This is a genomic window from Achromobacter ruhlandii (assembly GCF_002082135.1).
GTDB classification, from domain to species: domain Bacteria; phylum Pseudomonadota; class Gammaproteobacteria; order Burkholderiales; family Burkholderiaceae_B; genus Achromobacter; species Achromobacter ruhlandii.
This window is the reverse complement of the sequence record NZ_CP017433.1, coordinates 2,065,175-2,085,889: the sequence shown is the minus strand read 5'-3', so window position 1 is coordinate 2,085,889 and position 20,715 is coordinate 2,065,175. Positions and strand designations below refer to the sequence as shown.

Sequence of the window (20,715 nt, the reverse complement as noted above, 5' to 3'; positions counted from 1 at the left end):
GTCGGGCACGCGCATGTTCGTCGGCGGCGCGGCCGCCGAATCGTCCGGCGCCGCTGCGGGCGCGGCGGCAGGGGCCGCGGCCGGCGTGGCCGGATCGTCGAAGCTGCGCTTGGGCGTCAGCACCGGTCCGGACGAGGAAGGCTGGGCCCCGGGACTGCGCGTACCGGTGGCCGAAGAAGGCGACTGGGCCTGGGCGGCGCCCAAGGCGGCGACGCTCAGCGTGGCGGCCAGGACGGCGCGCGCCAGGGGATCGATTCGGGTGCGAAGCGCATTCTGTCGCATGGTAATCCTGAAAAATCGAAGTCAGCCCGGATCGTACCGCGAGCGGGCGCCGAAATCGAACCGGCGCCTGCCAGCGACAGCGGCTGGCGAGCCCGACCCGGGCCAAGCGGCTTGCGCTTCCAGTCTCAGGCCAGGGCGCGTGCCGGCGAAAGGCCGGGCGGCGGGTGGCGCAACACACGCAGGCAGAGCACCAGCGCCAGCAGGCTCGACAACGCGAAACCCAGGGTCTGCCCCAGCAGCACGCCTTCGGCGTCACCATAGCGCGCGCCCAGCCACACAAAGGGCAGCGTGCCGACGGTGGCGCGCAACCAGCCGACCGCGGTCGCATAGCTGGCATAGCCCAGGTTATTGAAGACGGCCACCGAAACGAAGAACACGCTGTTCAGCGCCCAAATGAAGCTGGCGTAGCGGCAGAACACCATGACGAGTTCGCGCCCCGGGCCACTGACCTGGAACAAGTCGGCAATCCATGGCGCAAGCAGCGCCAGCAGGATCGCCACGCAGGCGCCATAGCCCAGGGCCATCCTGGCGGTGATGCCCACGGTCTGCCGCACGCGCGGCCAATGGCCGGCCCCGAGATTCTGGCCCAGGATCGGCCCAATGGCGCCCGGCAACACGAAGAACAGCGAATATGACAGCTGCAGAATCCGGTCCACCACGGTGGCGCCCGCCATGGTGCTGGAGCCGAATCCGGCATAGGTCGAGGCGGTAAAGACCACCGCTGCCGGCGTTGCCAGCGCGCTCAAGGTGGCAGGCAGGGCAATACGACCGACCTCAGCCAGATCGGCGCGCAGACCTGTCCATGCCGGCCACGCCACCAAGCGATGGCGCCCGAACACCAGCCAAGTCCCCAGCACGACCGTCGCCATCCGCCCCGCGCCGCCGGCCCAGGCCACGCCCTGCATGCCGCCGTTGAACAAGAAGATCACCACGGGGTCCAGGATCGCCACGGTAGCAATCCCCGCCAACAGCACCCACATGGACTGGCGTCCGTGGCCGGCGGCGCGCAACAGGTTGGACAGCATCATGCCCACGCCCATCACCACAGAAAACGGCGCGGTGACGGCCACGTACGACAGCAACAATGCGCGCACGTCCGAAGCCAGGCCAATCGCTCTGGTGAACGGTCCGACCGCAAACAGGAATGCCGCCACGGATACCACCGTGGCCACCGCCATCAGAACCAGCGAGGCGGCGGCCAAGCCGCGCGCGCGCCGCGCGTCAGCGGCGCCCAGCGCGCGCGAGACCTGCGCCGCGCCGCCGACAGTCACGCCGATGCAGATCGACGTGACCGTGAACAGCATCATGGAACCGAAGCCCACCGCTGCCAGCACAGCCTCATCGCGCAGCGTCCCCAGGTACAGCAGGGTCAGGAATTCCACGGCGAACACGGCCAGCATGCTGGCCCAGCCGGTCAGGACCATCTCGAGCACGTGGCCGCGCAGCGGTCCGGAGACGAAACGCGCGGGCACGGCGACAGCGGCCGTCATGGCTGGCGCGGCCCGAACCAATACTGCGAGCGCACCTCATCCGACGAATACCACGGCAGCAGGCCGATGCTGTGCGACTCGCGCTGCACGCTCACCAGCAATCCGCCCGCCTGTGGCCGCAGCAGCGCCACGGTGCGGAACACGCCCATGGATTCATACTGGCGCCAGTCGCGCCGGGCGCTGATCCAGTAGCGGCCCTGGGTGCAGCCGCCGAAGTGCTGGATGTCGGTCCGGGCCAGCGGCGGGCCATCCGCCGGACCGGGGGAGCCCGCCGTGCCGTCGCGCAGCGGCAGCAGGCCGGTGAAGCGGCCGCCCTGGCCGTCATCGGCCAGGATCCGCCAGCCTTCCGGCACCGCCGCGAAGGTGACGCTGGCGGCCGCCGTGGGGCGCCAGGCATGTTCCGAGGTATCCGGCAGGCCCGCCAGATCCAGGGTGTAGGCCAGGAATTGGCGCAGGTCGGCCATGCCGGTGGCGCCCTCCCCCGCAGGCGGCTCACCCCGCGGTTCACCCGCCACCCGGTAAGTGCCGGACAGGTCGGGGCACTGCGACGGATCGGACGGCAGCGTCAGCGCCGTGCCTTCCTTGAACGGCGGCCAGGTCACGCGCACGGCGTCCACGGTCGACACGCCGCAGCCGGCCAGCGCCGCCAGCGCCAGCCCCGTCATCAGCCATCGTCGCGCGGCCCCGGGCCGCCCGGATTCCCGTCTTGTCGTCATACGCATCGCACCTGCGCCTCCCTGGCGACGAACTATACCGAAACGCCAGGGCCGCGTTGCCAAGCACCCGGCGCGGGTCAATAATCGGCGCATCGCCACTGCCCCGCCCGCCATGACGCCCTTCAAAGGAAAACTCCGCACCCGGCACCTGGAAATCGTGCTGACGGTGGCCGAGCTGGGCAATCTGTCCAAGGCGGCGGCGCAGCTGCACAGCACGCAGTCCGGCCTGTCGCGCGCCATCGCCGAGATCGAGGAACTGGTGGGCGCGCGGCTGTTCGAGCGCACCGCCCGCGGCACCAGCTGTACGCCGCTGGGCGAGGCCATGTGCCGCCACGCGCGCCAGCTGCTGACGGGATTCCGCAAGGCCGAGATCGACCTGGCGGCGCTCTCGCGCGGCGACGAGGGCAGCCTGACGGTGGGCTGCTTTTCGATGTTTGCCGGCTGGCCGGTGGCGCAGGCGGCGACGCGCTTTCGCGAGACCTATCCGCGCATCACCCTGACGCTGGAGATCGGCACCCATGAACGCCTGATCGAAGACCTGGACGCGGGCGCGCTGGATGTGCTGATCAGCCGCTTCTCGTCCACGGTGGACCCGCGCATCTACCGCTCGGCCAACCTGCTGGACGATCCGGTGGTGCTGGTGTGCGCCCCCGGCCATCCGCTGGCGGAGCGCGCCGATGCCACGCTGGCCGAGTGCGTGGCCTATCCCTGGATCACCGCCCTGCCCGGCAGCCGTATCCGCGGTGAACTGGAAATGGTGCTGCATCGCGAGGGGCTGCCGATTCCGGATATGATCGGCGCCCTGTCGCTGGAATTCGGCCGCGAGATGCTGACGGTCGGTCCCTACCTGTGGATGCTGCCGGGCAGCGTCGCGGCGGTGCGCGCGGCACGCGGCGAAGTGGTGGTGCTGGCGGCCCGGCCGGCGCTGCGCAAATCGCCGCTGGCCGCCATCTGGCGCCGCGACCGCCCCAGCACGCGCCAGGCGCGCGCATTCGCCGACACCGTGGCGCAGGCCATCAATACCTCGACTTAGGAGCACCCATGTACGACTGGCTCAACTCTCTGCCCAAGGCGGAACTGCACCTGCACCTGGAAGGCACGCTCGAACCCGAGCTGCTGTTCCGGCTGGCCCGCCGCAACGGCGTGGCGCTGCCGTGGCCCGATATGGATGCCCTGCGCGCGGCCTACAACTACGGCAACCTGCAGGAATTCCTCGACCTGTATTACCGCGGCGCCGACGTGCTGCGCACCGAGCAGGATTTCTACGACCTGACCTGGGACTACCTGGTCAAGTGCCACGAGCAGAACGTGGTGCACACCGAGCCCTTTTTCGATCCGCAGACCCACACCGACCGCGGCGTGCCGTTCAAGGTGGTGCTGGACGGCATCAGCCAGGCGCTGGAAGACGGCCGCAGGAAGCTCGGCATCAGCAGCGGCCTGATCTTGAGCTTCCTGCGCCACCTGCCCGAGGAAGCGGCCATGCGCACGCTGGAAGAAGCGCTGCCCTATCGCGACGCGTTCATCGCCGTCGGCCTGGACAGCAGCGAAAAAGGCTTTCCGCCGCGCCTGTTCCAGCGCGTCTTCGACCGCGCCCGCGCCGAAGGCCTGCCGGCCGTGGCCCACGCCGGCGAGGAAGGCCCGCCCGAATACATCTGGGAGGCGCTGGACCTGCTGAAAGTGCTGCGCATCGACCACGGCGTGCGCGCCGCCGAGGACCCGCGCCTGATGGCGCGCCTGATCGACGAGCAGATCCCGCTGACCGTGTGTCCGCTGTCGAACACCCGCCTGCGCGTGTTCGACCACATGTCTGAGCACAACATCCTGTCGCTGCTGGACGCCGGCGTGAAGGTCACGGTCAATTCCGACGACCCGGCCTATTTCGGCGGCTACGTCACCGAGAACTTCCACGCGCTGTACGAACACCTGGGCATGAGCCAGGCGCAGGCCCAGGCGCTGGCCGACAACAGCATGGATGCGCGCATCCTGAAGTAAGCCCGTCCCGCACGGCCGCCGCCCGCCGGCGCGGCCATGCGGGTTGCGCATGGCCTGGTTCGAAACCGGCATGCCCGCACGGCCCCGTTCGTCCCTACCATAGTCCTGAGCGGACGACGCCCTGCACGCCGTCCGCCGCAGACCATGACGACAAGGGGCAAGACCACATGACAGACACCGTCCAGGCCAGGCTGCGCGCCGGCATGCTGACCGGTTCGCGCGATGGCGGCGTGTGCCGCTTCAGCGCCATTCCCTACGCCGAGCCGCCGGTGGGCCCATTGCGCTTCGCGCCGCCCGAGCCGGCGCGCTGGAGCGGCCCGCGCGATGCCACCCGTCCCGGCTGCGTGGCGCCGCAGTTGCCGTCGCGCCTGCGCGGCGCCATGGGCGACTTCCAGGCGCCGCAGGACGAAGACTGCCTGCACCTGACGGTGTGGACGCCCGCCGCGGACGCACGCCGCCGGCCGGTGGTGGTGTGGCTGCACGGCGGCGCCTGGCAAAGCGGCGGCGGCGCGCTGGACTGGTATGACGGCGCGCGCCTGGCGGCGCGCGGCGACCTGGTGGTGGTGGCGGTGAACTACCGGCTGGCCGCGCTGGGCTGGCTGCATGTGCCTGGCCAGACCGCCAACGTCGGCCTGCTGGACCAGGAATGCGCCATCGACTGGGTGCTCGACAACATCCAGGACCTGGGCGGCGACCCCGCGCGCGTCACGCTGATGGGCCAGTCGGCCGGCGCCTCGTCGATCTGCGCCATGCTCGCGCGGCGGCCGCGCTTTGGGCGTGCCATCCTGCAAAGCGCGGCGCTCGGCCGCGGCTTTCGCGACAGCGCGCAGGCTGCGGCATTGGGGCAGGTGTTGCTGGATGCCGCCGGCGCCAACGATCTTGAGCAGGCCCGCGCCCTGCCGGTCGAGCGCCTGTTGGCCGCGCAGCAGGCGCCACAGGTCGTGGCCGCCCTGCAATCGGAAGGCAGCCGCCGCAGCCTGTTTGGCCCGGTGCTCGACGGCCATGTGCTGCCCGTCGACATCGTCCCGGCCTTGACCGCGGCGGCCGGCCGCGCCGACGTGCTGGTCAGCTATACCCGCGACGAAATGGCGGCTTTTCCCGACGGCGACGGGCCCGACTGCGCGCTGGCCAGCGAAGCCGTGTTCGGCGCGCCGTCGCGGCAATGGGCCGTGGATGCCGCCGCGCAGGGCCGCCAGGCCTGGCTGGCGCGCTTCGATGTGGCGCCCACGGCGCGCTTCCAGGCCTGCCATTGCATCGAACTGCCGTTCGTCTTCGACACGCTCGACGCCTTTGCCGCCGCGCCCATGCTGCGGGGCCTGCCGCCCACGCAGGCCGCCGCCCTGGCCCGCGCGACACAACACGCCTGGATCGCTTTCATCCGCGGCGAGGCGCCCGCCTGGCCGCCCGCGCCGCACCTGCAAGTCCTGGCATGAAGCCGAACGCCGGGCGCAAGACCCGGCGCATCCAACACCGACAAGGGGAATACCAATGTTCAAACGACTCGCCATCGCGCTCGCCCTGCTGCTGCCCGCCGCCGCCGGCGCGGCCTATCCGGACAAGCCGGTCAAGATCATCGTCTCCAACCCGCCGGGCGGCCCGGTCGACGTGATGCTGCGCGTGCTCGCCAGCAAGCTGTCCGCCGCCTGGGGGCAGCCGGTGGTGGTGGAAAACAAGCCGGGCGCGTCCGGCATCATCAGCACCGGCGCGCTGGTGAAATCGGCGCCCGACGGCTACACGCTGGGCATGGTGGTGGCGTCTTCCGTGACCATCGTGCCGTTCGCGGTCGACAGCCTGCCGTTCGATCCGCAGAAGGACCTGCAGCCGGTGGCGCTGGTGGCGCGCACGCCGTTCATCTTCATCGTACCCAGCGACAGCCCGATCAAGACCTGGCAGGATTTCGTGCGCGAGAGCAAGACACGCAGCCTGGCGGTGGGTTCGTTCTCCATCGGCACCGCCTTCCACCTGGTGTGGGAGCAGACCGCGCGGCGCGCCGGCATCAAGGCGCTGTACATTCCGTCGTCCTCGTCCGGCAAGACGCAGAACGACCTGATCGGCGGCCAGCTCGACGTGGGGTTGGACGCGCCCTCCAGTTCCAAGGGCCTGATCGACAGCGGCCGGCTGCGCGCGCTGGCCATCACCAGTCCGACCCGCTTCGCCGGCCTGCCGGACACGCCGACCCTGCGCGAATCGGGCATGGGCGACTACGCGCCGCAACCCTGGATCGGCCTGATGGCGCCGGCCGGCGTGCCGGCCGAGCGCGTGGCCCGGATCCAGCAATCGGTGGCGGACATCCTCAAGCAACCGGCAATGAAGGCGCAGATGGAAACGCTGGGCATGATTCCGATCGGCGGCAGCGCGCAGGAACTGGCCGACACCATCGCCGCCGACCGCGCCGAGATGGGCCCGCTGATCAAGGAACTGGGAATCAAGCTGCAGTAGGCGCGCCCACCAGCCGCAGGAACGGCGGGATCAGGCTGGCGGCGAGCGCGTTGGCGTCGGCCGCGCCACGCGCAATGGCGTCATCGACCGCGCCATGCATGCCGTGGTACAGCAGGATCGCGGTCAAGGCCGGCTGCGCCAGCCGCCAGCAGCCGGCCTGCTGGCCGGCGCGCAGCATGGCCTCGGCCTGCGCCAGCACCGCCGCGCGTTCGGCGGCGCCGCGATGCGGATGGTTGACGTCATGGAACACGACATCGTGCAACGCGTAGCCCTCGAAATAGGCCTGCACGCCGGCGCGCGTCCAGGCCTGCAGGCGCGCCACGCCATCGTCCGGCGCGCAGGCCGCCATGGCCGCGTCGATACGGTCCAGGAAGCCTTGCGAGAACTTCACGCGCAGCGCCGCCAGCACGTCCGCCTTGGATGAAAAGTAGTGATAGAAGGTGCCCTTGGCCACGCCGGCCTGCGCCACGATCTGGTCGATGGTGGTGGCCTCGACGCCCTGGCGCACGAACAGATCTTCGGCGGCCGCCATCAGTTCGTCCAGGCGCACCGGCGCGGGCTTGGTGCGCGGCGTGGCGGCGCGGGCATGGGCGCCGCGCCGGGAGTCCGGCTTACCGGCGGGCCTGGAGTCCGGCTTGCCGGCGGGCCGGGTGTCCGGCCTGGCGCCAGGCTCGGCGCCGGGCTTGGCGTCGGGCTTGCCGGGGGACTTGGCGGAACGGGCCATCGCGAGGGGGAATCCTTTCATTTTCAACGATCCGCAGTGTAGAGGACGCGTCCCGCTTGCCGCCCGGAAACATCCGGGAATGCGTCTTTTTATTTATTGACCGACGGTCAGTCGATTACTAGAATACGCTTTCCCTCCCCTTCACGGCCCTTCCGCATGCTTGCCTCCCGCCGCCGCGCCCTGGTGTTCGCCGTCAACCTGGGCAGTTTCATCACCATCCTGGACATCAGCATCGTCAATGTCGCCCTGCCCACCATGCAGGCGGCGCTGCGCATCGACATGGCCGGCCTGCAATGGGTGGTGGACGCCTACGCGCTGTTCCTGTCGGCCTTCATGCTGTCGGCCGGGCCGCTGGGCGACCGCTACGGCCGCAAGCGCTCGTGGCTGGCGGGCGTGGCGCTGTTCACGCTGGGTTCGGCCTTGTGCGGACTGGCCGACAACCTGCCGCTGCTGCTGGCGGGCCGCGCGGTGCAGGGTGTGGCCGGCGCACTGTTGATTCCGGGCGCGATGTCGCTGCTGACCCAGGCCTTTCCCGACCCCGCCGAGCGCGCCCGCGCCATCGGCCTGTGGGCCTCGTGCAATGCCATCTCGCTGATCGTCGGCCCGATGCTGGGCGGCCTGCTGGTGGCGCACTTCAGCTGGCAGAGCATCTTCCTGATCAACCTGCCGGTGGGCGCGCTGGCGATCGCGCTGGGCGCCTGGGGCATCCAGGAAAGCGCGCATCCCGAGCATGCCGCCTTCGATCCGGTCGGGCAGGCCCTGAGCGTGGTCTGGCTGGGCGCGCTGACCTATGGCCTGATCACCGCCGGCGAACACGGCTGGCAGGCGCCGGCCACCCTCGCCGCGCTGACCGTGGCCGCGCTCGGGCTGGTCGCCTTCCTGTGGGTCGAGCACACCGTGGCGCGTCCCATCCTGCCGCTGGGCCTGTTCCGCGACGCGGGCTTCGCCAGCACCAACTTCGCCTCGTTCGTGATGGGATTCGGCGCCTACAGCAGCCTGTTCTTCTTCTCGCTCTATCTGCAGCACGTGCGCGGCCTGACGCCGCTGGAGACGGGCTGGCAGCTGGCGCCGCAGTTCGTGGCCACCGGCATCGTGTCGACGGTGTTCGGCCGGTTGAACCAGCGCTTCGGCCTGCCGCGGCTGATGATCGCGGGCTATGCCATGGTCGGCGCGGCCATGCTGGGCATGATGCGCTTCGACGCCCACACGCCTTATGCGCTATCGGGTTCGCTGATGGTGCTGCTGGGCCTGGGCATGGGACTGTCGGTGCCGGCCACCAGCATGGCGGTGATGGCGACCGTGCCGCGCGAGCGCTCGGGCATGGCCTCGGCCACCATGAATGCGCTGCGCCAGACCGGCATGACCATCGGCATCGCGCTGCTCGGCGCGCTGATGAGCAGCCGCGCGGTCGAGCACCTGGCCGCGGCGCTGGCGCGGCTGGGCCAGCCGGATGCGCAGGCGGTGGCGCGCGTGGCGGTCACCCGGCACGCGCTGCCGGCGCAACCCGATGGCGTGGCGGCGTTGTTCGCCGACGCATTGGCCAGTGGTTTCCATGCCGCCATGGCTGGCGCCGGCGTGGCCTCGCTGCTGGCGGCGCTGGTGCTGCTGTGGGTCACGCGCGGCGCGCGGCCGGTGTTGCGGGCCGCGTAAGCGACAGGCGCGGGCCTTGTCGCGATAACGCTGGACGTCGCGCCGCGCGACCCGTTGCCGCGCGACCCGTTGCCGCGCGACTCCAACGAGACCGCGCGGGCCTCGCGGCGAGTCGTCCAAACCCAGGCGGGGCGCGCAATTCCAAGGCGCGGAATTCCAGCGCCCGGAATCAAACAGCGGCGTTTTTAAGCAGGCGTAACAAGCGCGCCGCCGCGCATGCGCTCCGGTAATATCTCCGCCCAATAACAGGTTAACAACCAAGAGGAGACATGCCATGCAACACCGCAAGATCCTGTTCCGCCTGGCCCCGCTGGCGCTGGCCGCGCACCTGGCGTTGAGCGGCGCCGCCGCCGCGCAAAGCGCGCCCGGCACGCAAGGGCCGCTGGCGCCGGCGCCCATGCCGGAACTGGCCGCGCAGATCGACCAGCGCGCCAAGGCCATCGAAGACAAGCTCATCGCCTGGCGCCGCGACATCCACCAGCATCCCGAACTGGGCAACCAGGAAACGCGCACGTCCAAGCTGGTGGCCGACCATCTGCGCGCGCTCGGCATGGAAGTGAAGACCGGCGTGGCCGGGACCGGCGTGGTGGCGCTGCTAAAGGGCGGCAAGCCCGGCCCGGTGGTGGCGCTGCGCGCCGACATGGACGCGCTGCCGGTCAAGGAGCAGGTGGACGTGCCCTTCGCCTCCCAGGCCAAGGGCACCTACCTGGGCAAGGAAGTGGACGTGATGCACGCCTGCGGCCACGATGCCCACACCGCCATCCTGATGGCCACCGCCGAAGTGCTGGCCGGCATGAAGGACCAGTTGCCCGGCAGCGTCAAGTTCATCTTCCAGCCGGCCGAGGAGAGTCCCGCCGACTTCGAGCCGGACGGCAAGAAGATCTGGGGCGCCAAGATGATGGTGCAGGAAGGTGTGCTGGACAATCCCAAGGTCGACGCGATCTTCGGCCTGCATGTCTCCAGCAGCTATCCGGTGGGCAAGCTGTCGTGGCGCAGCGGCCCGGCGATGGCCGCGGCCGACCAGTTCTGGATCGACGTGACCGGCAAGCAGACGCACGGCGCGCGGCCGTGGTCGGGTATCGACCCGATCGTGGTCAGCTCGCAGATCATCCTGGGCCTGCAGACCATTCCCAGCCGCCAGATCAACAGCATGCTGGAGCCGGCCGTCATCACCGTGGGCGCGATCCACGGCGGCAACCGCATGAACATCGTGCCGGACAGCGTCGCCATGACGGGCACCATCCGCACGTATGACGAGGGCATGAAGAAGGACATCCACCAGCGCATCGAACGCACGGCCACGCAGATCGCGCAAAGCGCCGGCGCCAAGGCCGACGTGCGGGTGGTGGAGCTGTACAACGCCACCGTCAACAATCCCGGCCTGACCGAGGAGATGGGCGGCACGCTGCGGCGCGTGGCGGGCGAAGGCAACTACGGCCTGCAGCCCAAGTCGACGGCGTCCGAGGACTTCTCGTTCTACCAGGAGAAGGTGCCGGGCATGTTCTTCTACCTAGGCGTCACGCCCAAGGACGTCAATCCCGACACCGCCGCGCCCAACCATTCGCCGCGCTTCTATGTGGACGAGTCGGGCCTGATCAACGGCGTGCGCGCATTGTCCAACCTGACGGTCGACTACATGGCCAAGGCCGCCAAGGGCACATGATGCGCCTCGGGCCGCGCGTCAATCGGACGCCGGCCCGATGGCCGCGAACGCCGCGTGATAGGCGACTTGACCGGCCGCCGGCCGTGTGAACGCCTGCGCCATGAAGTACGCCGGCGGCACGCCGGGGTAGGTCAGCGCCGGCGTCGCCGTGAAGCCGAAGCGCGTGTAGTACGCCGGATCGCCCATCACCACGCAGCCGGCCGCGCCGCGCGCCTTGAGCGCGGCCAGGCCAGCCTCGATCAAGGCCGCGCCGATGCCGCGCCCCTGCATCGCGGGCAGCACCGCCACCGGTCCGAGCCCATGCCAATCCGCCGCGCCGTCGCTGATCGCGACAGGCGAAAAGGCGATGTGGCCCACGGCCCTGCCGTCCTCGCGCGCCACCAGGGACAGCGTCAGCGCGCCGGCCGCGCGCAGCGCGTCGATGATGTAACCCTCGGTCTGCTGACTATGCGGATGATCCGCGAACGCCTGCTGCGTCAGCGTGAAAATGGCGTCGATGTCGTCGGGGGTTTCGGCGGAAATCCGCATGGCCCTTCTCCTTGGCGATGAATGCATGGCACAGACCGCGAGTGTAAGCCCGGCGATGATTGACGCCCGCCCGGCCCCTCGCTACAGTGACCGCCGACCCTGGCCGGCCACGCTGACGCCGGCCGGCCCGCGAACCTGATGGCGCCTTCGCGCCCCTTCCTCCGGAATCTTCCATGAACAGCTACCGCGTCGGCATCGCCGGCTTCGGCGCCATCGGCCAGGCCGTGGCGCAATCCCTGGACGCCGGGCTGCCCGGCCTGACGCTGGCCGCCGTGGCCGTGCGCGATCCCCAGGCCGCGCCCACGGTGGCCTGGCGGAACGCCAAGCCGGTATTCACCACCATCGGCGCGCTGGCCGACCATTGCGACGTGGTGGTCGAATGCGCCCCCGCCGCCGTGTTCCGCGAACTGGCCGAGCCGGTGCTGACGGCCGGCAAGAAGCTGGTGGTGCTGAGTTCCGGCGCGCTGCTGCGCCAAGACGACCTGATCGAGGTCGCGCGCCGCCACCACGGCCAGATCCTGGTGCCGTCCGGCGCCATCCTGGGCCTGGACGCGATCACCGCCGCCGCCGAGGGCGAGATCCACTCGGTCACGATGATCACGCGCAAGCCGGTGCGTGGCCTGCTGGGCGCGCCCTACCTGACCGAGAACAATATCGACATCGACGGCATCACCGAACCGCGCCTGATCTTCCGCGGCTCGCCGCGCGAGGCGGCGGTGGGCTTCCCGGCCAACCTGAACGTGGCCGTGAGCGTGTCGCTGGCCGGCATCGGCCCGGACCGCACCACGCTGGAAATCTGGGCCGATCCGTCACTGGAGCGCAACGTGCACCGCGTCGAAGTGGTGTCCGACGCCGCCTCGTTCTCGATGGAGATCCAGAACATCCCGTCGGCCAACCCCAAGACCGGCCGCATCACCGCGCAAAGCGTGATCGCGGCGCTGCGCAAGCTGACCGGGCCGCTGCGGGTCGGGACCTGAGCAACATCCGCGCACGACGGGCGCCGCCCGCGCCCGTGCCGGCGGCCGGCCACCGGGACCGGGCCGCGCGGCGGAAAGTCTCGCGCCGGCCTCAGGCCGCCGCCCACGTCGGCACCGGCCCCGGCGCCGCGGCCAGCTGTCCGGCGCGCCAGCCGCCCTCTCCGTTCAGGTCCAGCCGGTGGGTATGGAACGCGTCCAGCGTGCCGCGATGGCCGACGCTGACCAGCATGGCGAGCGGCAGCTGCTCGCGCAGCAAACCGTACAGCATGTGTTCCAACCCTTCGTCGGTGGCCGAGGTGGCCTCGTCCAGGAACACGATGGCCGGCCGGTTGAACAGCACCCGCGCGAACGCCACGCGCTGCTGTTCGCCGATCGACAGGATGCGCGACCAGTCGGCCTCGTGATCCAGCCGGTCGACCAGGTGCCCCAGGTTCACCGAGCGCAAAGCCGATGCCAGGCGCGCATCGTCGCCAGCCCGCGCCTGCCCGGGATAGGCCACGGCATCGCGCAGGCTGCCCAGCGGCAGATAGGGCCGTTGCGACAGGAACAGCGCCGCCGCTCCCCGCGGCCGCCGCACGGTTCCGCGCGCATAGGGCCACAGGCCCGCCACCGCGCGCAGCAAGGTGGTCTTGCCGCTGCCGGACGGCCCCTTGATCAACAGCGCCTGCCCCGGGCGCAGCGATAGATCGAGGTTCCGCAACAACGCCCGGCCATCGGGATGCGACACCTCAAGCCCGGAGATCTCCAGCGCGTCGGGCAAGGGCTGCGCCTCGATGACGGGCAGCGCGCGCGCGGCCGCGTTGGCATCCAGAAAGCCGGCCAGGCGGTTGAGCGTGGCGCGGTACTGCGCGAAGGCATCGTACGAGGTGCGAAAGAACGACAGCGAATCCTGCACCTGGCCGAACGCCTGCGAGGTCTGCATCACGTCGCCCAGCTTGATCGCGCCGCTGAAGAAGCGCTGCGCCTGCAGCAGAAACGGAAACACTACCGCCACCTGGCTCACCACCAGGTTGAAGCCATCGAATTTCAGGCCCCGGTACACGCGCGCCCACAGGTTGGCGATGTAGGCCGAGAAGCGCGTCCACAGCGTGGCGCGCTCGACCGCCTCGCCCTGGTAGAAGGCCACGTTCTCGGCGTTCTCGCGCAAGCGCAGCAACGCATAGCGGAAATTGGCGGTCAGCCGTTCGGACAGGAAATTCAACAGGATCAGCGGCCGGCCGATGCGGAACGCGAACAGCGTGGCCTCGATGACGTACAGGTACACCATGAACACCATGGCGCGCGGGATCTCCACCCCCGCCACGTCCAGCGCGCCGGACAGGTTCCACAGGATCGCGGTGAACGCCACCAGCGAGACCACGGCGCTGAGCGCGCCGATCGCCAGCGTGCGCGAGCCGGTCACGAACGCGGCGATGTCCTGCTCGATGCGCTGGTCGGGGTTGTCCACCGGTTCGGCCACGAAATGGCCGCGGTAGTAGGCGCGCGCGGCCAGCCAGTCGCCGGTCAGCCGGTCGTTGAGCCAGACGCGCCAGTGGATGTCGAACGCCTGGCCGGCGTAGCTGTCGATCAGGGTGCGCACCACGTGCACCGTGGCCAGCACCGCGAAGATGCCCAGGAAGCGCCAGAACGCGTGCGCGTCGAGCGCCTGCAGAGCGCTGTAGAAACCGTTGTACCAGAAGGAAAACAGCACCGTCATGCGGACCGAGAACATGGCCAGGAACAGCAGCGCCGCCAGCGTCAGCAGCGGGCGCCAGCTGCGTCGCGGCGTCAGGTAGGGCCAGGCCAGGCGCCAGAACTTGCGCCCCCAATCGGTCCAGCGCGACAGCGCGAACGCCACCAGCGCCAGCGCGATGGCGCTGACGCCGAAGGCGCGCGCCATCCACAGCGCGCTTTCCCACAACTGTTGCTGCCAATCCAGGTCCATGCATCCACCCGTCGATGTCGTTTCTGTTTAGAACGACACGGGCGGCGCGGTTCCGGCGCAAGCGCCGTCTTAAGCGTGGCTTAAGTCTTCGCCGGCGGCGGGGACGGCTCAGTGGCCGCCCAGGTCCAGATTGGCGAACAGGTCCGCCAGGGTCGGCACCGAGCGGGCGGGCCAGATGGCGCTGAGGTCGAAGCTGGGCAGGCGATCGCCGTCGCGCACCTCGCAGAAGCGCACGCCGCTGAAATCCATTGACCGGATCCAGCTGGGCAGCAGCGCCACGCCGCAGCCGCCGGCCACGCAGGCCAGCACGGTCAGCGTGCGGTTGGCCTCCTGCGCCACGTGGGCGTCGTGGCCGCCCTTGCGCATGGCATCGAGGATGTCGGCGTAGAACGCCGGCAACTGCGATTGCGGGTACATCACCAGGCCCGCCCGCGCGATCTGCGCCATCGAGACCTGGCCGTCGGCGGCCACGTCGAACTCGTCCGGCACCGCCGCCACCAGCCGCTCGCGCAACAATTGGCGCTCGCGCATGCGGCCGCCCACCGCCACCGGCGTATGCATCAGGCCGATGTCGATCTCGCCGGTCTGCAGGGCCTCGGCCTGCTCGGCGTTGCTCATCTCGCGCAGGATCACGCGCACGCCGGGCGCCTGGCGCCGCAGTTCGCGCAGCGCCCGCGGCAGGGTGTTGAACAGCGCCGACGACACCAACCCCACCGTCAGCTGGCCGGCGCTGCCACGGCCGATCTCCTGGGCGCGGCGCGCGGCGGCATCGATGCGGGCGATGCTGGCGCGCACGTCTTCCAGGATGGCCAGGGCCGCCGGCGTTGGCGTGGACCCCTGGCGCGAACGCTCGAACAGGCGCACGCCCAGATCCTTCTCCATGCGTCCCAAGGCCTGGCTCAAGGCCGGTTGCGCGATGCCCAGCCATTCCGACGCGCGGCTGACGCTGCCGTGGTCGACCACCGCCAGGAAATACCGCAGATGCCGGGTTTCCATATCAATCCAATATAAATAAAGCGGTTTTACAGAATAGAAAACTATACCTTGTCTGCCTAGAATCCGGCTTACAGAACCTTACAGATGCGCACCTTCTTGGTGCCCATACAGAACATCGCAGGAGACAGCCTTGCCCCCACCGGTCACCGGCGCCGCCGTCGACACCCACGCCCACGTCTTTCACCAGGGCCTGGCGCTGGCGGACACTCGCCGCCACACGCCCGACTACGACGCCACCCTGGCCCAGTACCTGGGCCTGCTGGACGCGCACGGGCTGTCGCACGGCGTACTGGTGCAGCCCAGCTTCCTGGGCACCGACAACAGCCATCTGCTCGAGGCGCTGCGCGCCGCGCCGGCGCGGTTGCGCGGCGTGGCGGTGGTGGATCCCGCCATCGACGACGCCGGGCTGCGCGCCCTGGCCGAGGCCGGCGTGGTCGGCATCCGCCTGAACCTGATCGGGCTGGACCTGCCCGGCCTGGCGGCGCCCGCCTGGCGCCACCTGCTCGACCGCGTCAACGCGCTCGGCTGGCATGTCGAGGTCCATGTGCAGGCGGCGCGCCTGGCCGATATCATGCCGGCCTTGCTGCAAGCCGGCTGCCGCGTGGTGGTCGACCACTTCGGCCGTCCCGACCCGGCACTTGGCATCGCCGACCCCGGTTTCCAGTATCTGCTGCGGCAAGCTGGCAGCGGCCGCGTCTGGGTCAAGCTGTCGGCCCCCTACCGCAACTGGACCGGCGCCGCCTGTGCCACGTCGGGCCGCGAGGCCGCGCGGCAATTGCTGGACGCCTACACGCCCGCCCACCTGATGTGGGGCAGCGACTGGCCCCACACCGAGCATCGCCACCTGGCGTCCTATCCCGCTGCCACGCAGTGGCTGGACGACTGGATCGATGACCCCGCGCAGCGGCGCGTCGTACTCGCCGACACGCCGCTGCGGCTGTTCCAATTCCAAGGAGAATTCCAATGACCCCTCTGTTCAAACGCCTCGCGCGCCGCGCCAGCCTGCTGGCCGCCGCCGGTGTGCTGGCCGGCGCCGCCGGCACGGCATCCGCCGCCTATCCCGAGCGCGCCGTCACCCTGGTCGTGACCTACCCGCCCGGCGGCACGGTCGACGTGGTGGCCCGCCTGATCGGCCCCAAGCTGGCGGCCGAACTGGGCCAGCCGGTGGTCATTGAAAACCGTGGCGGCGCCGGCGGCATGATCGGCGGCGCGGTGGTCGCCAAGGCCCAGCCCGATGGCTACACGCTGATGCTGGACGCCTCCAACCACGCGCAGAATCCGGCACTGCACCCCAAGATGCAGTTCGACACCCTGACCGCGTTCGCGCCGGTGTCGCTGCTGCTGCGCGTGCCCAACGTGCTGGTGGTGACGCCGTCGTACGAAGTGAAGACCGTGGCCGACCTGATCCGCCTGGGCCAGCCCGACGCCAAGGACCATGTCTACTTTGCCTCGGCCGGCCCCGGCTCGGCCCAGCACCTGGCCGGCGAACTGTTCAACCTGCTGGCCAAGACCCAGCTGCAGCACGTCGCCTACAAGGGCGGCGGCCCGGCCATGATCGACGTGATGTCGGGCCAGGTGCCGGTGATGTTCGCCAGCATGGGCTCGGCCTGGCAGCATGTGAAGAACGGCAAGCTGCGCGCGGTGGCCGTTGGCGGCGCGCAACGTTCCAAGGCCGCGCCGGACCTGCCCACCATCGCCGAATCCGGCGTGCCCGGCTATGAAACCTACGAATGGAACGCGGTGTTCGCGCCCGCCGGCACGCCGCCGGAAATCGTCAACCAGGTGTCGCAGGCCCTGGCCAAGGTGCTGAAGGATCCGCAGATCGCGGAACAGCTCGAAGGCATCGGCGCCGAGCCGATCGGCTCGACGCCGGCCGAGCTGGACACCTTCCGCCGCGCCGAGATCGAGAAGTGGCAGCGCGTGGTCAAGGAAGCCGGCCTGAAACTGGATTGAGTCCTGGCGGGCGCCATGCGCCCGCATGCCGGTTTGCCGGTCTTAGGCGCCCTTCGGGGCGCCTTTTTTTGGTTTTACGGCGGCCTGCCGATGCGATAAAACAGCACATCGCGATCGTGCTCAGGGATATCCGCAACGAGATGAACCAAGCCAGCAACGACTCCTCCCCCGCCGCCAACACGGTCGCCGGCGCCGACGGCGCCACGCTCGACGCCCTGACGGATGGCTTTCTGTCCCTGGATCGCGATTGGCGCGTCCGCTACCTCAACCCGAGCGCCGAACGGCTGCTGCGTCGCGGCAGGCAGGACCTGATCGGGCAAGGCCTGTGGGACAGTTGCCCGGACCTGGTCGGCACCGGCTATTACGATGCCTGCCGCGGCGCCATGCAGACCGGCCACCCCGCCAGCCACACCGGCTACTACGCGCCCCTGGCCACCTGGTTCGAGGCGCGCGCCTTCGCCCACGATGGCGGCCTGGCCGTGCTGTTCCGCGATGTCTCGCGCGAGCGCGAGGAAACCGCGCAGCTCAAGTACCAGGCCACCCACGATTACCTCACCGGCTTGCCCAACCGGCGCCAATGCATGGACACGCTGTCCGCCGCCATCGCCGAGGCCGAGCCCGCGCTGGCCGCGCAGGGCGCCACGCTGGCGGTGCTGTTCCTGGACCTGGACCGCTTCAAGGAAGTCAACGACGCGTTCGGCCACGCCGAGGGCGACCTGTTGCTGTGCGACGTGGCAGAACGCCTGCGCAAGTTCCTGACGCCTTCCATCTTCTGCGCGCGCGTCGGCGGCGACGAATTCCTGCTGGTGCTGCGCGGCACCAACGAACGCGCGGCCGAGGCCCTGGCCAATTCAATCCTGAATTCCCTGTCGCGCCCCAGCGACGTGCACGGCCGCTCGGTGTCGCTGGGCGCCAGCATCGGCATCGCGCTGATGAACTCGCCTGGCGAATCGGCCGAAATGCTGCTGAACTACGCCGACGCGGCGATGTACGCGGCCAAGTCGGCCGGCCGTTTCCAGGTGCGGGTCTATCACCGCGAACTGATGCAGGGCCTGGGCGCGCGCCTGTCGCTGCGCGGCGACATCCAGGGCGCGCTGACCCACAACCAGTTCGAACTGCACTTCCAGCCGCAGATCAGCATGCACGACGGCTCGCTGTGCGGCGCCGAGGCGCTGTTGCGCTGGCGCCATCCGACCCGCGGCCTGCTGGGGCCGGCCGCCTTCCTGGACGTGATCCTGGATTCGCCGCTGGAATCGGCGCTGACCGAATGGGTGGCCAACGCCACCTGCCTGCACATCAGCGAATGGCTGGCCGAGGGCCTGCCGGTGCCGCGCATCTCATTCAACCTGTCGGCGCGGCAACTGGTCGCGCCCGACCTGGCCAACACCATCGTGCAACTGGCCAAGGCGCATGGCGTGCCGCCGACGCTGCTGGACGTGGAGGTCACCGAGAACTCGCTGATGAGCGATGTCGAGAAAGCCTCGGGCATTCTGTCCGCCTTGCGCGAGGCCGGCATCTCGGCATCGCTGGATGATTTCGGTTCGGGCTACTCGAGCCTGGCCTACCTGGTGCGGCTGCCGATCGACACGCTCAAGATCGACCAGTCGTTCGTCTGGGCCTTGGGCAAGGTGCCGACCGCCACCGCCGTGATCCGCGGCGTGGTGCGGCTGGCGCACTCGCTGGGCATGCGCACGCTGGCCGAAGGGGTGGAGACGGAGGCGCAGCGCCAGATGCTGATCGAGGAAGGCTGCGACGCCATGCAGGGGTTCCTGTTCAGCCGCGCCCTGCCCGCCAGCAGCTTCGCCGCGCTGCTGCGCGAGGCGACGTGACGCCAGCCGCTATCATGTGCGATTGAGGGCAAGACTTCGCGATGACGACGATGGAAAAGATCCGGATCGACAAATGGCTGTGGGCGGCGCGCTTCTACAAGACGCGCAGCCTGGCGGTGGACGAAATCGGCAAGGGCCGCGTGCAGGTCAATGGCCAGCCGGCCAAGCCGGCGCGCGAGGTCGGCGCGGGCGATGTGGTCAGCATCCGCAAGGAAGACCCGGCGGTGCACGTGCGCGTGGTGGCCGTCAGCGGCGCGCGCGGTCCGGCGCCGGTGGCGCGCCAGCTGTACGAGGAAACTCCGGAAAGCGTGGCCGCGCGCGAACGCGCGGCCGAGATGCGGCGCCTGGCGCCCGAGCCCGCGCTGGACATCGCGGCGGGCCGGCCGACCAAGCGCGACCGGCGGCTGATCGACCAGATGCGCGGCAAGTAGGCCGCGCCCGCGCGCAGCGCGCCTACAGCGCCCGCCCCACGATCAAGGGATCCAGCGCCAGTTCCGGCGCGCCGCTCTTGCCTTCGTACGGCAAGCGGCTGAGCACGTAGCGCATGGCGTTCAGGCGCGCGCGCTTCTTGCAGTCGGACTTGACCACGATCCACGGCGCGTCGGCGGTGTCGGTGTGCGCGAACATCGCCTCCTTGGCGCGGGTGTAGTCGTCCCACTTGTCCAGCGAGGCCAGGTCCACGGGGCTCAGTTTCCATTGCTTGAGCGGATGCACCTTGCGCTGCATGAAGCGGCGGCGTTGCTCCTCCTGGCTGACCGAGAACCAGAACTTGACCAGGTGGATGCCGCTGGTGACCAGATGGCGTTCGAAGTCGGGCACCTGGCGCAGGAACTGCAGGTATTCGTCCTGCGAGCAGAATCCCATCACGCGCTCGACGCCGGCGCGGTTGTACCAGGAGCGGTCGAACATCACGATCTCGCCGGCGGTCGGCAGGTGCTGCACGTAGCGCTGGAAGTACCACTGGCCGCGTTCGGTGTCCGACGGTTTTTCCAATGCCACCACGCGCGCGCCGCGCGGGTTCAGGTGTTCCATCATGCGCTTGATGGTGCCGCCCTTGCCGGCCGCGTCGCGGCCTTCGAACAGGATCACCACGCGCTGCCCGGTGGCCTTGACCCAGGCCTGCAGCTTCAGCAGCTCGACCTGCAGCGCGTATTTCTGCTTTTCATAATTGCGCCGCAGCATGCGATGGCGGTAGGGATAGATGCCTTCGCGCCAATCGGTCGCCAACTCCTCGTCGGGATTGCGGCGCGCGCCGGCGGCCTGCGCGTTGGCTTCGAGCAGCGCGCGATGCACGGCCAGCGCGTCGTCGGGCGACAGTTCCTCGATCACCGAGCGCAGCGCCTCGTGGGCTTCGCCGGATTCGCCCACCTGATAGCGGCGGGCGATGTCGGCCAGCACCGCGGTGGTTTCCTGGCGCGCGGCGACCTCGCGCGCATTGACGCGCTTGTGGGCCTGGATCGCGGGCTCGATGGCGGGCAGGCCGGCGGGCGTGGTGACGCCGGAGACGGCCTGACGCGAGGCGGTGCGCCTGGCGGCGCCCGCCCTGGCGGTG

18 protein-coding genes and 1 pseudogene are annotated in these 20,715 nt (G+C 69.9%); 11 read left to right on the top strand and 8 right to left on the bottom strand.

All coding sequences use genetic code 11. The annotated features are described in order from the left end of the window. The 3 genes and pseudogenes from AruCF_RS29470 to AruCF_RS09440 all read right to left on the bottom strand — a co-directional run. Positions 1 to 282: pseudogene (locus tag AruCF_RS29470) on the bottom strand (lytic murein transglycosylase); the annotation flags it as partial. A gap of 125 nt (positions 283 to 407) precedes the next feature. After that, complete coding sequence (locus tag AruCF_RS09445) at positions 408 to 1,772, bottom strand: MATE family efflux transporter (RefSeq protein WP_063570306.1); 1,365 nt, start codon at positions 1,770 to 1,772, stop codon at positions 408 to 410. Beyond that, complete coding sequence (locus tag AruCF_RS09440; protein WP_157130037.1) at positions 1,769 to 2,437, bottom strand: hypothetical protein; 669 nt, start codon at positions 2,435 to 2,437, stop codon at positions 1,769 to 1,771. The genes AruCF_RS09445 and AruCF_RS09440 overlap by 4 nt, the downstream gene beginning before the upstream one ends. Before the next feature lie 163 nt (positions 2,438 to 2,600). Here AruCF_RS09440 and AruCF_RS09435 point away from each other — a divergent pair, with 163 nt between their 5' ends. From AruCF_RS09435 to AruCF_RS09420, 4 genes are all read left to right on the top strand, one after another. Further along, a complete protein-coding gene (locus AruCF_RS09435; RefSeq protein ID WP_059271596.1) occupies positions 2,601 to 3,521 on the top strand; it encodes a LysR family transcriptional regulator in 921 nt (306 codons plus the stop codon). Positions 3,522 to 3,529: 8 nt separating this feature from the next. Further along, positions 3,530 to 4,480 carry an adenosine deaminase gene (locus AruCF_RS09430; RefSeq protein WP_054419714.1) on the top strand — a complete coding sequence of 317 codons (951 nt, stop codon included), beginning with the start codon at positions 3,530 to 3,532 and terminating at the stop codon, positions 4,478 to 4,480. A gap of 167 nt (positions 4,481 to 4,647) precedes the next feature. Then, the gene (locus tag AruCF_RS09425; RefSeq protein WP_083036677.1) at positions 4,648 to 5,913 is read left to right on the top strand and encodes a carboxylesterase/lipase family protein; all 1,266 of its coding nucleotides are present in this window, start codon (positions 4,648 to 4,650) and stop codon (positions 5,911 to 5,913) included. Between the two features lie 55 nt (positions 5,914 to 5,968). Continuing rightward, a complete protein-coding gene (locus AruCF_RS09420; protein WP_054419710.1) occupies positions 5,969 to 6,919 on the top strand; it encodes a Bug family tripartite tricarboxylate transporter substrate binding protein in 951 nt (316 codons plus the stop codon). On the opposite strand, the gene AruCF_RS09415 is transcribed toward AruCF_RS09420, so the two are convergent. Continuing rightward, the gene (locus AruCF_RS09415; RefSeq protein WP_254431185.1) at positions 6,906 to 7,664 is read right to left on the bottom strand and encodes a TetR/AcrR family transcriptional regulator; all 759 of its coding nucleotides are present in this window, start codon (positions 7,662 to 7,664) and stop codon (positions 6,906 to 6,908) included. The two genes, AruCF_RS09420 and AruCF_RS09415, sit on opposite strands and share 14 nt — an antisense overlap. Before the next feature lie 135 nt (positions 7,665 to 7,799). On the opposite strand from AruCF_RS09415, the gene AruCF_RS09410 reads away from it, so the two are divergent. Both AruCF_RS09410 and AruCF_RS09405 read left to right on the top strand, forming a co-directional pair. Next, positions 7,800 to 9,293, top strand: coding sequence for an MFS transporter (locus AruCF_RS09410; RefSeq protein WP_068953235.1), 1,494 nt, complete (start codon positions 7,800 to 7,802; stop codon positions 9,291 to 9,293). 274 nt (positions 9,294 to 9,567) lie between these two features. Further along, positions 9,568 to 10,956: an amidohydrolase gene (locus AruCF_RS09405; RefSeq protein ID WP_063583082.1), complete on the top strand. Its 1,389-nt coding sequence runs from the start codon at positions 9,568 to 9,570 to the stop codon at positions 10,954 to 10,956. Positions 10,957 to 10,974: 18 nt separating this feature from the next. Here AruCF_RS09405 and AruCF_RS09400 read toward each other — a convergent pair whose 3' ends face one another. Then, positions 10,975 to 11,484 carry a GNAT family N-acetyltransferase gene (locus AruCF_RS09400; protein ID WP_063570302.1) on the bottom strand — a complete coding sequence of 170 codons (510 nt, stop codon included), beginning with the start codon at positions 11,482 to 11,484 and terminating at the stop codon, positions 10,975 to 10,977. A 173-nt stretch (positions 11,485 to 11,657) separates the two neighbouring features. Between AruCF_RS09400 and AruCF_RS09395 the strand changes: the two genes are divergently transcribed. Further along, positions 11,658 to 12,461: an aspartate dehydrogenase gene (locus AruCF_RS09395; RefSeq protein WP_063570301.1), complete on the top strand. Its 804-nt coding sequence runs from the start codon at positions 11,658 to 11,660 to the stop codon at positions 12,459 to 12,461. Positions 12,462 to 12,552: 91 nt separating this feature from the next. Here AruCF_RS09395 and AruCF_RS09390 read toward each other — a convergent pair whose 3' ends face one another. Both AruCF_RS09390 and AruCF_RS09385 read right to left on the bottom strand, forming a co-directional pair. Then, positions 12,553 to 14,385, bottom strand: a complete 1,833-nt coding sequence (locus AruCF_RS09390) for an ABC transporter ATP-binding protein/permease (protein WP_083036675.1) — start codon at positions 14,383 to 14,385, stop codon at positions 12,553 to 12,555. 108 nt (positions 14,386 to 14,493) lie between these two features. Further along, positions 14,494 to 15,381, bottom strand: a complete 888-nt coding sequence (locus tag AruCF_RS09385; RefSeq protein WP_054419694.1) for a LysR family transcriptional regulator — start codon at positions 15,379 to 15,381, stop codon at positions 14,494 to 14,496. 130 nt (positions 15,382 to 15,511) lie between these two features. Between AruCF_RS09385 and AruCF_RS09380 the strand changes: the two genes are divergently transcribed. The 4 genes from AruCF_RS09380 (at position 15,512) to AruCF_RS09365 (ending at position 19,594) form a co-directional block, all read left to right on the top strand. After that, a complete protein-coding gene (locus tag AruCF_RS09380) occupies positions 15,512 to 16,348 on the top strand; it encodes an amidohydrolase family protein (protein ID WP_063570299.1) in 837 nt (278 codons plus the stop codon). Then, positions 16,345 to 17,334 (top strand): tripartite tricarboxylate transporter substrate binding protein, encoded by a 990-nt coding sequence (locus AruCF_RS09375; RefSeq protein WP_063570298.1) that lies wholly within the window; start codon positions 16,345 to 16,347, stop codon positions 17,332 to 17,334. The genes AruCF_RS09380 and AruCF_RS09375 overlap by 4 nt, the downstream gene beginning before the upstream one ends. 140 nt (positions 17,335 to 17,474) lie before the next feature. Beyond that, positions 17,475 to 19,163: a putative bifunctional diguanylate cyclase/phosphodiesterase gene (locus AruCF_RS09370; RefSeq protein ID WP_174655153.1), complete on the top strand. Its 1,689-nt coding sequence runs from the start codon at positions 17,475 to 17,477 to the stop codon at positions 19,161 to 19,163. Positions 19,164 to 19,213: 50 nt separating this feature from the next. After that, the gene (locus AruCF_RS09365; RefSeq protein ID WP_054419688.1) at positions 19,214 to 19,594 is read left to right on the top strand and encodes an RNA-binding S4 domain-containing protein; all 381 of its coding nucleotides are present in this window, start codon (positions 19,214 to 19,216) and stop codon (positions 19,592 to 19,594) included. A 22-nt stretch (positions 19,595 to 19,616) separates the two neighbouring features. Here AruCF_RS09365 and ppk2 read toward each other — a convergent pair whose 3' ends face one another. Continuing rightward, positions 19,617 to 20,642, bottom strand: coding sequence for a polyphosphate kinase 2 (gene ppk2 / locus AruCF_RS09360; RefSeq protein ID WP_054419723.1), 1,026 nt, complete (start codon positions 20,640 to 20,642; stop codon positions 19,617 to 19,619). Between the last annotated feature and the right edge of the window lie 73 nt (positions 20,643 to 20,715).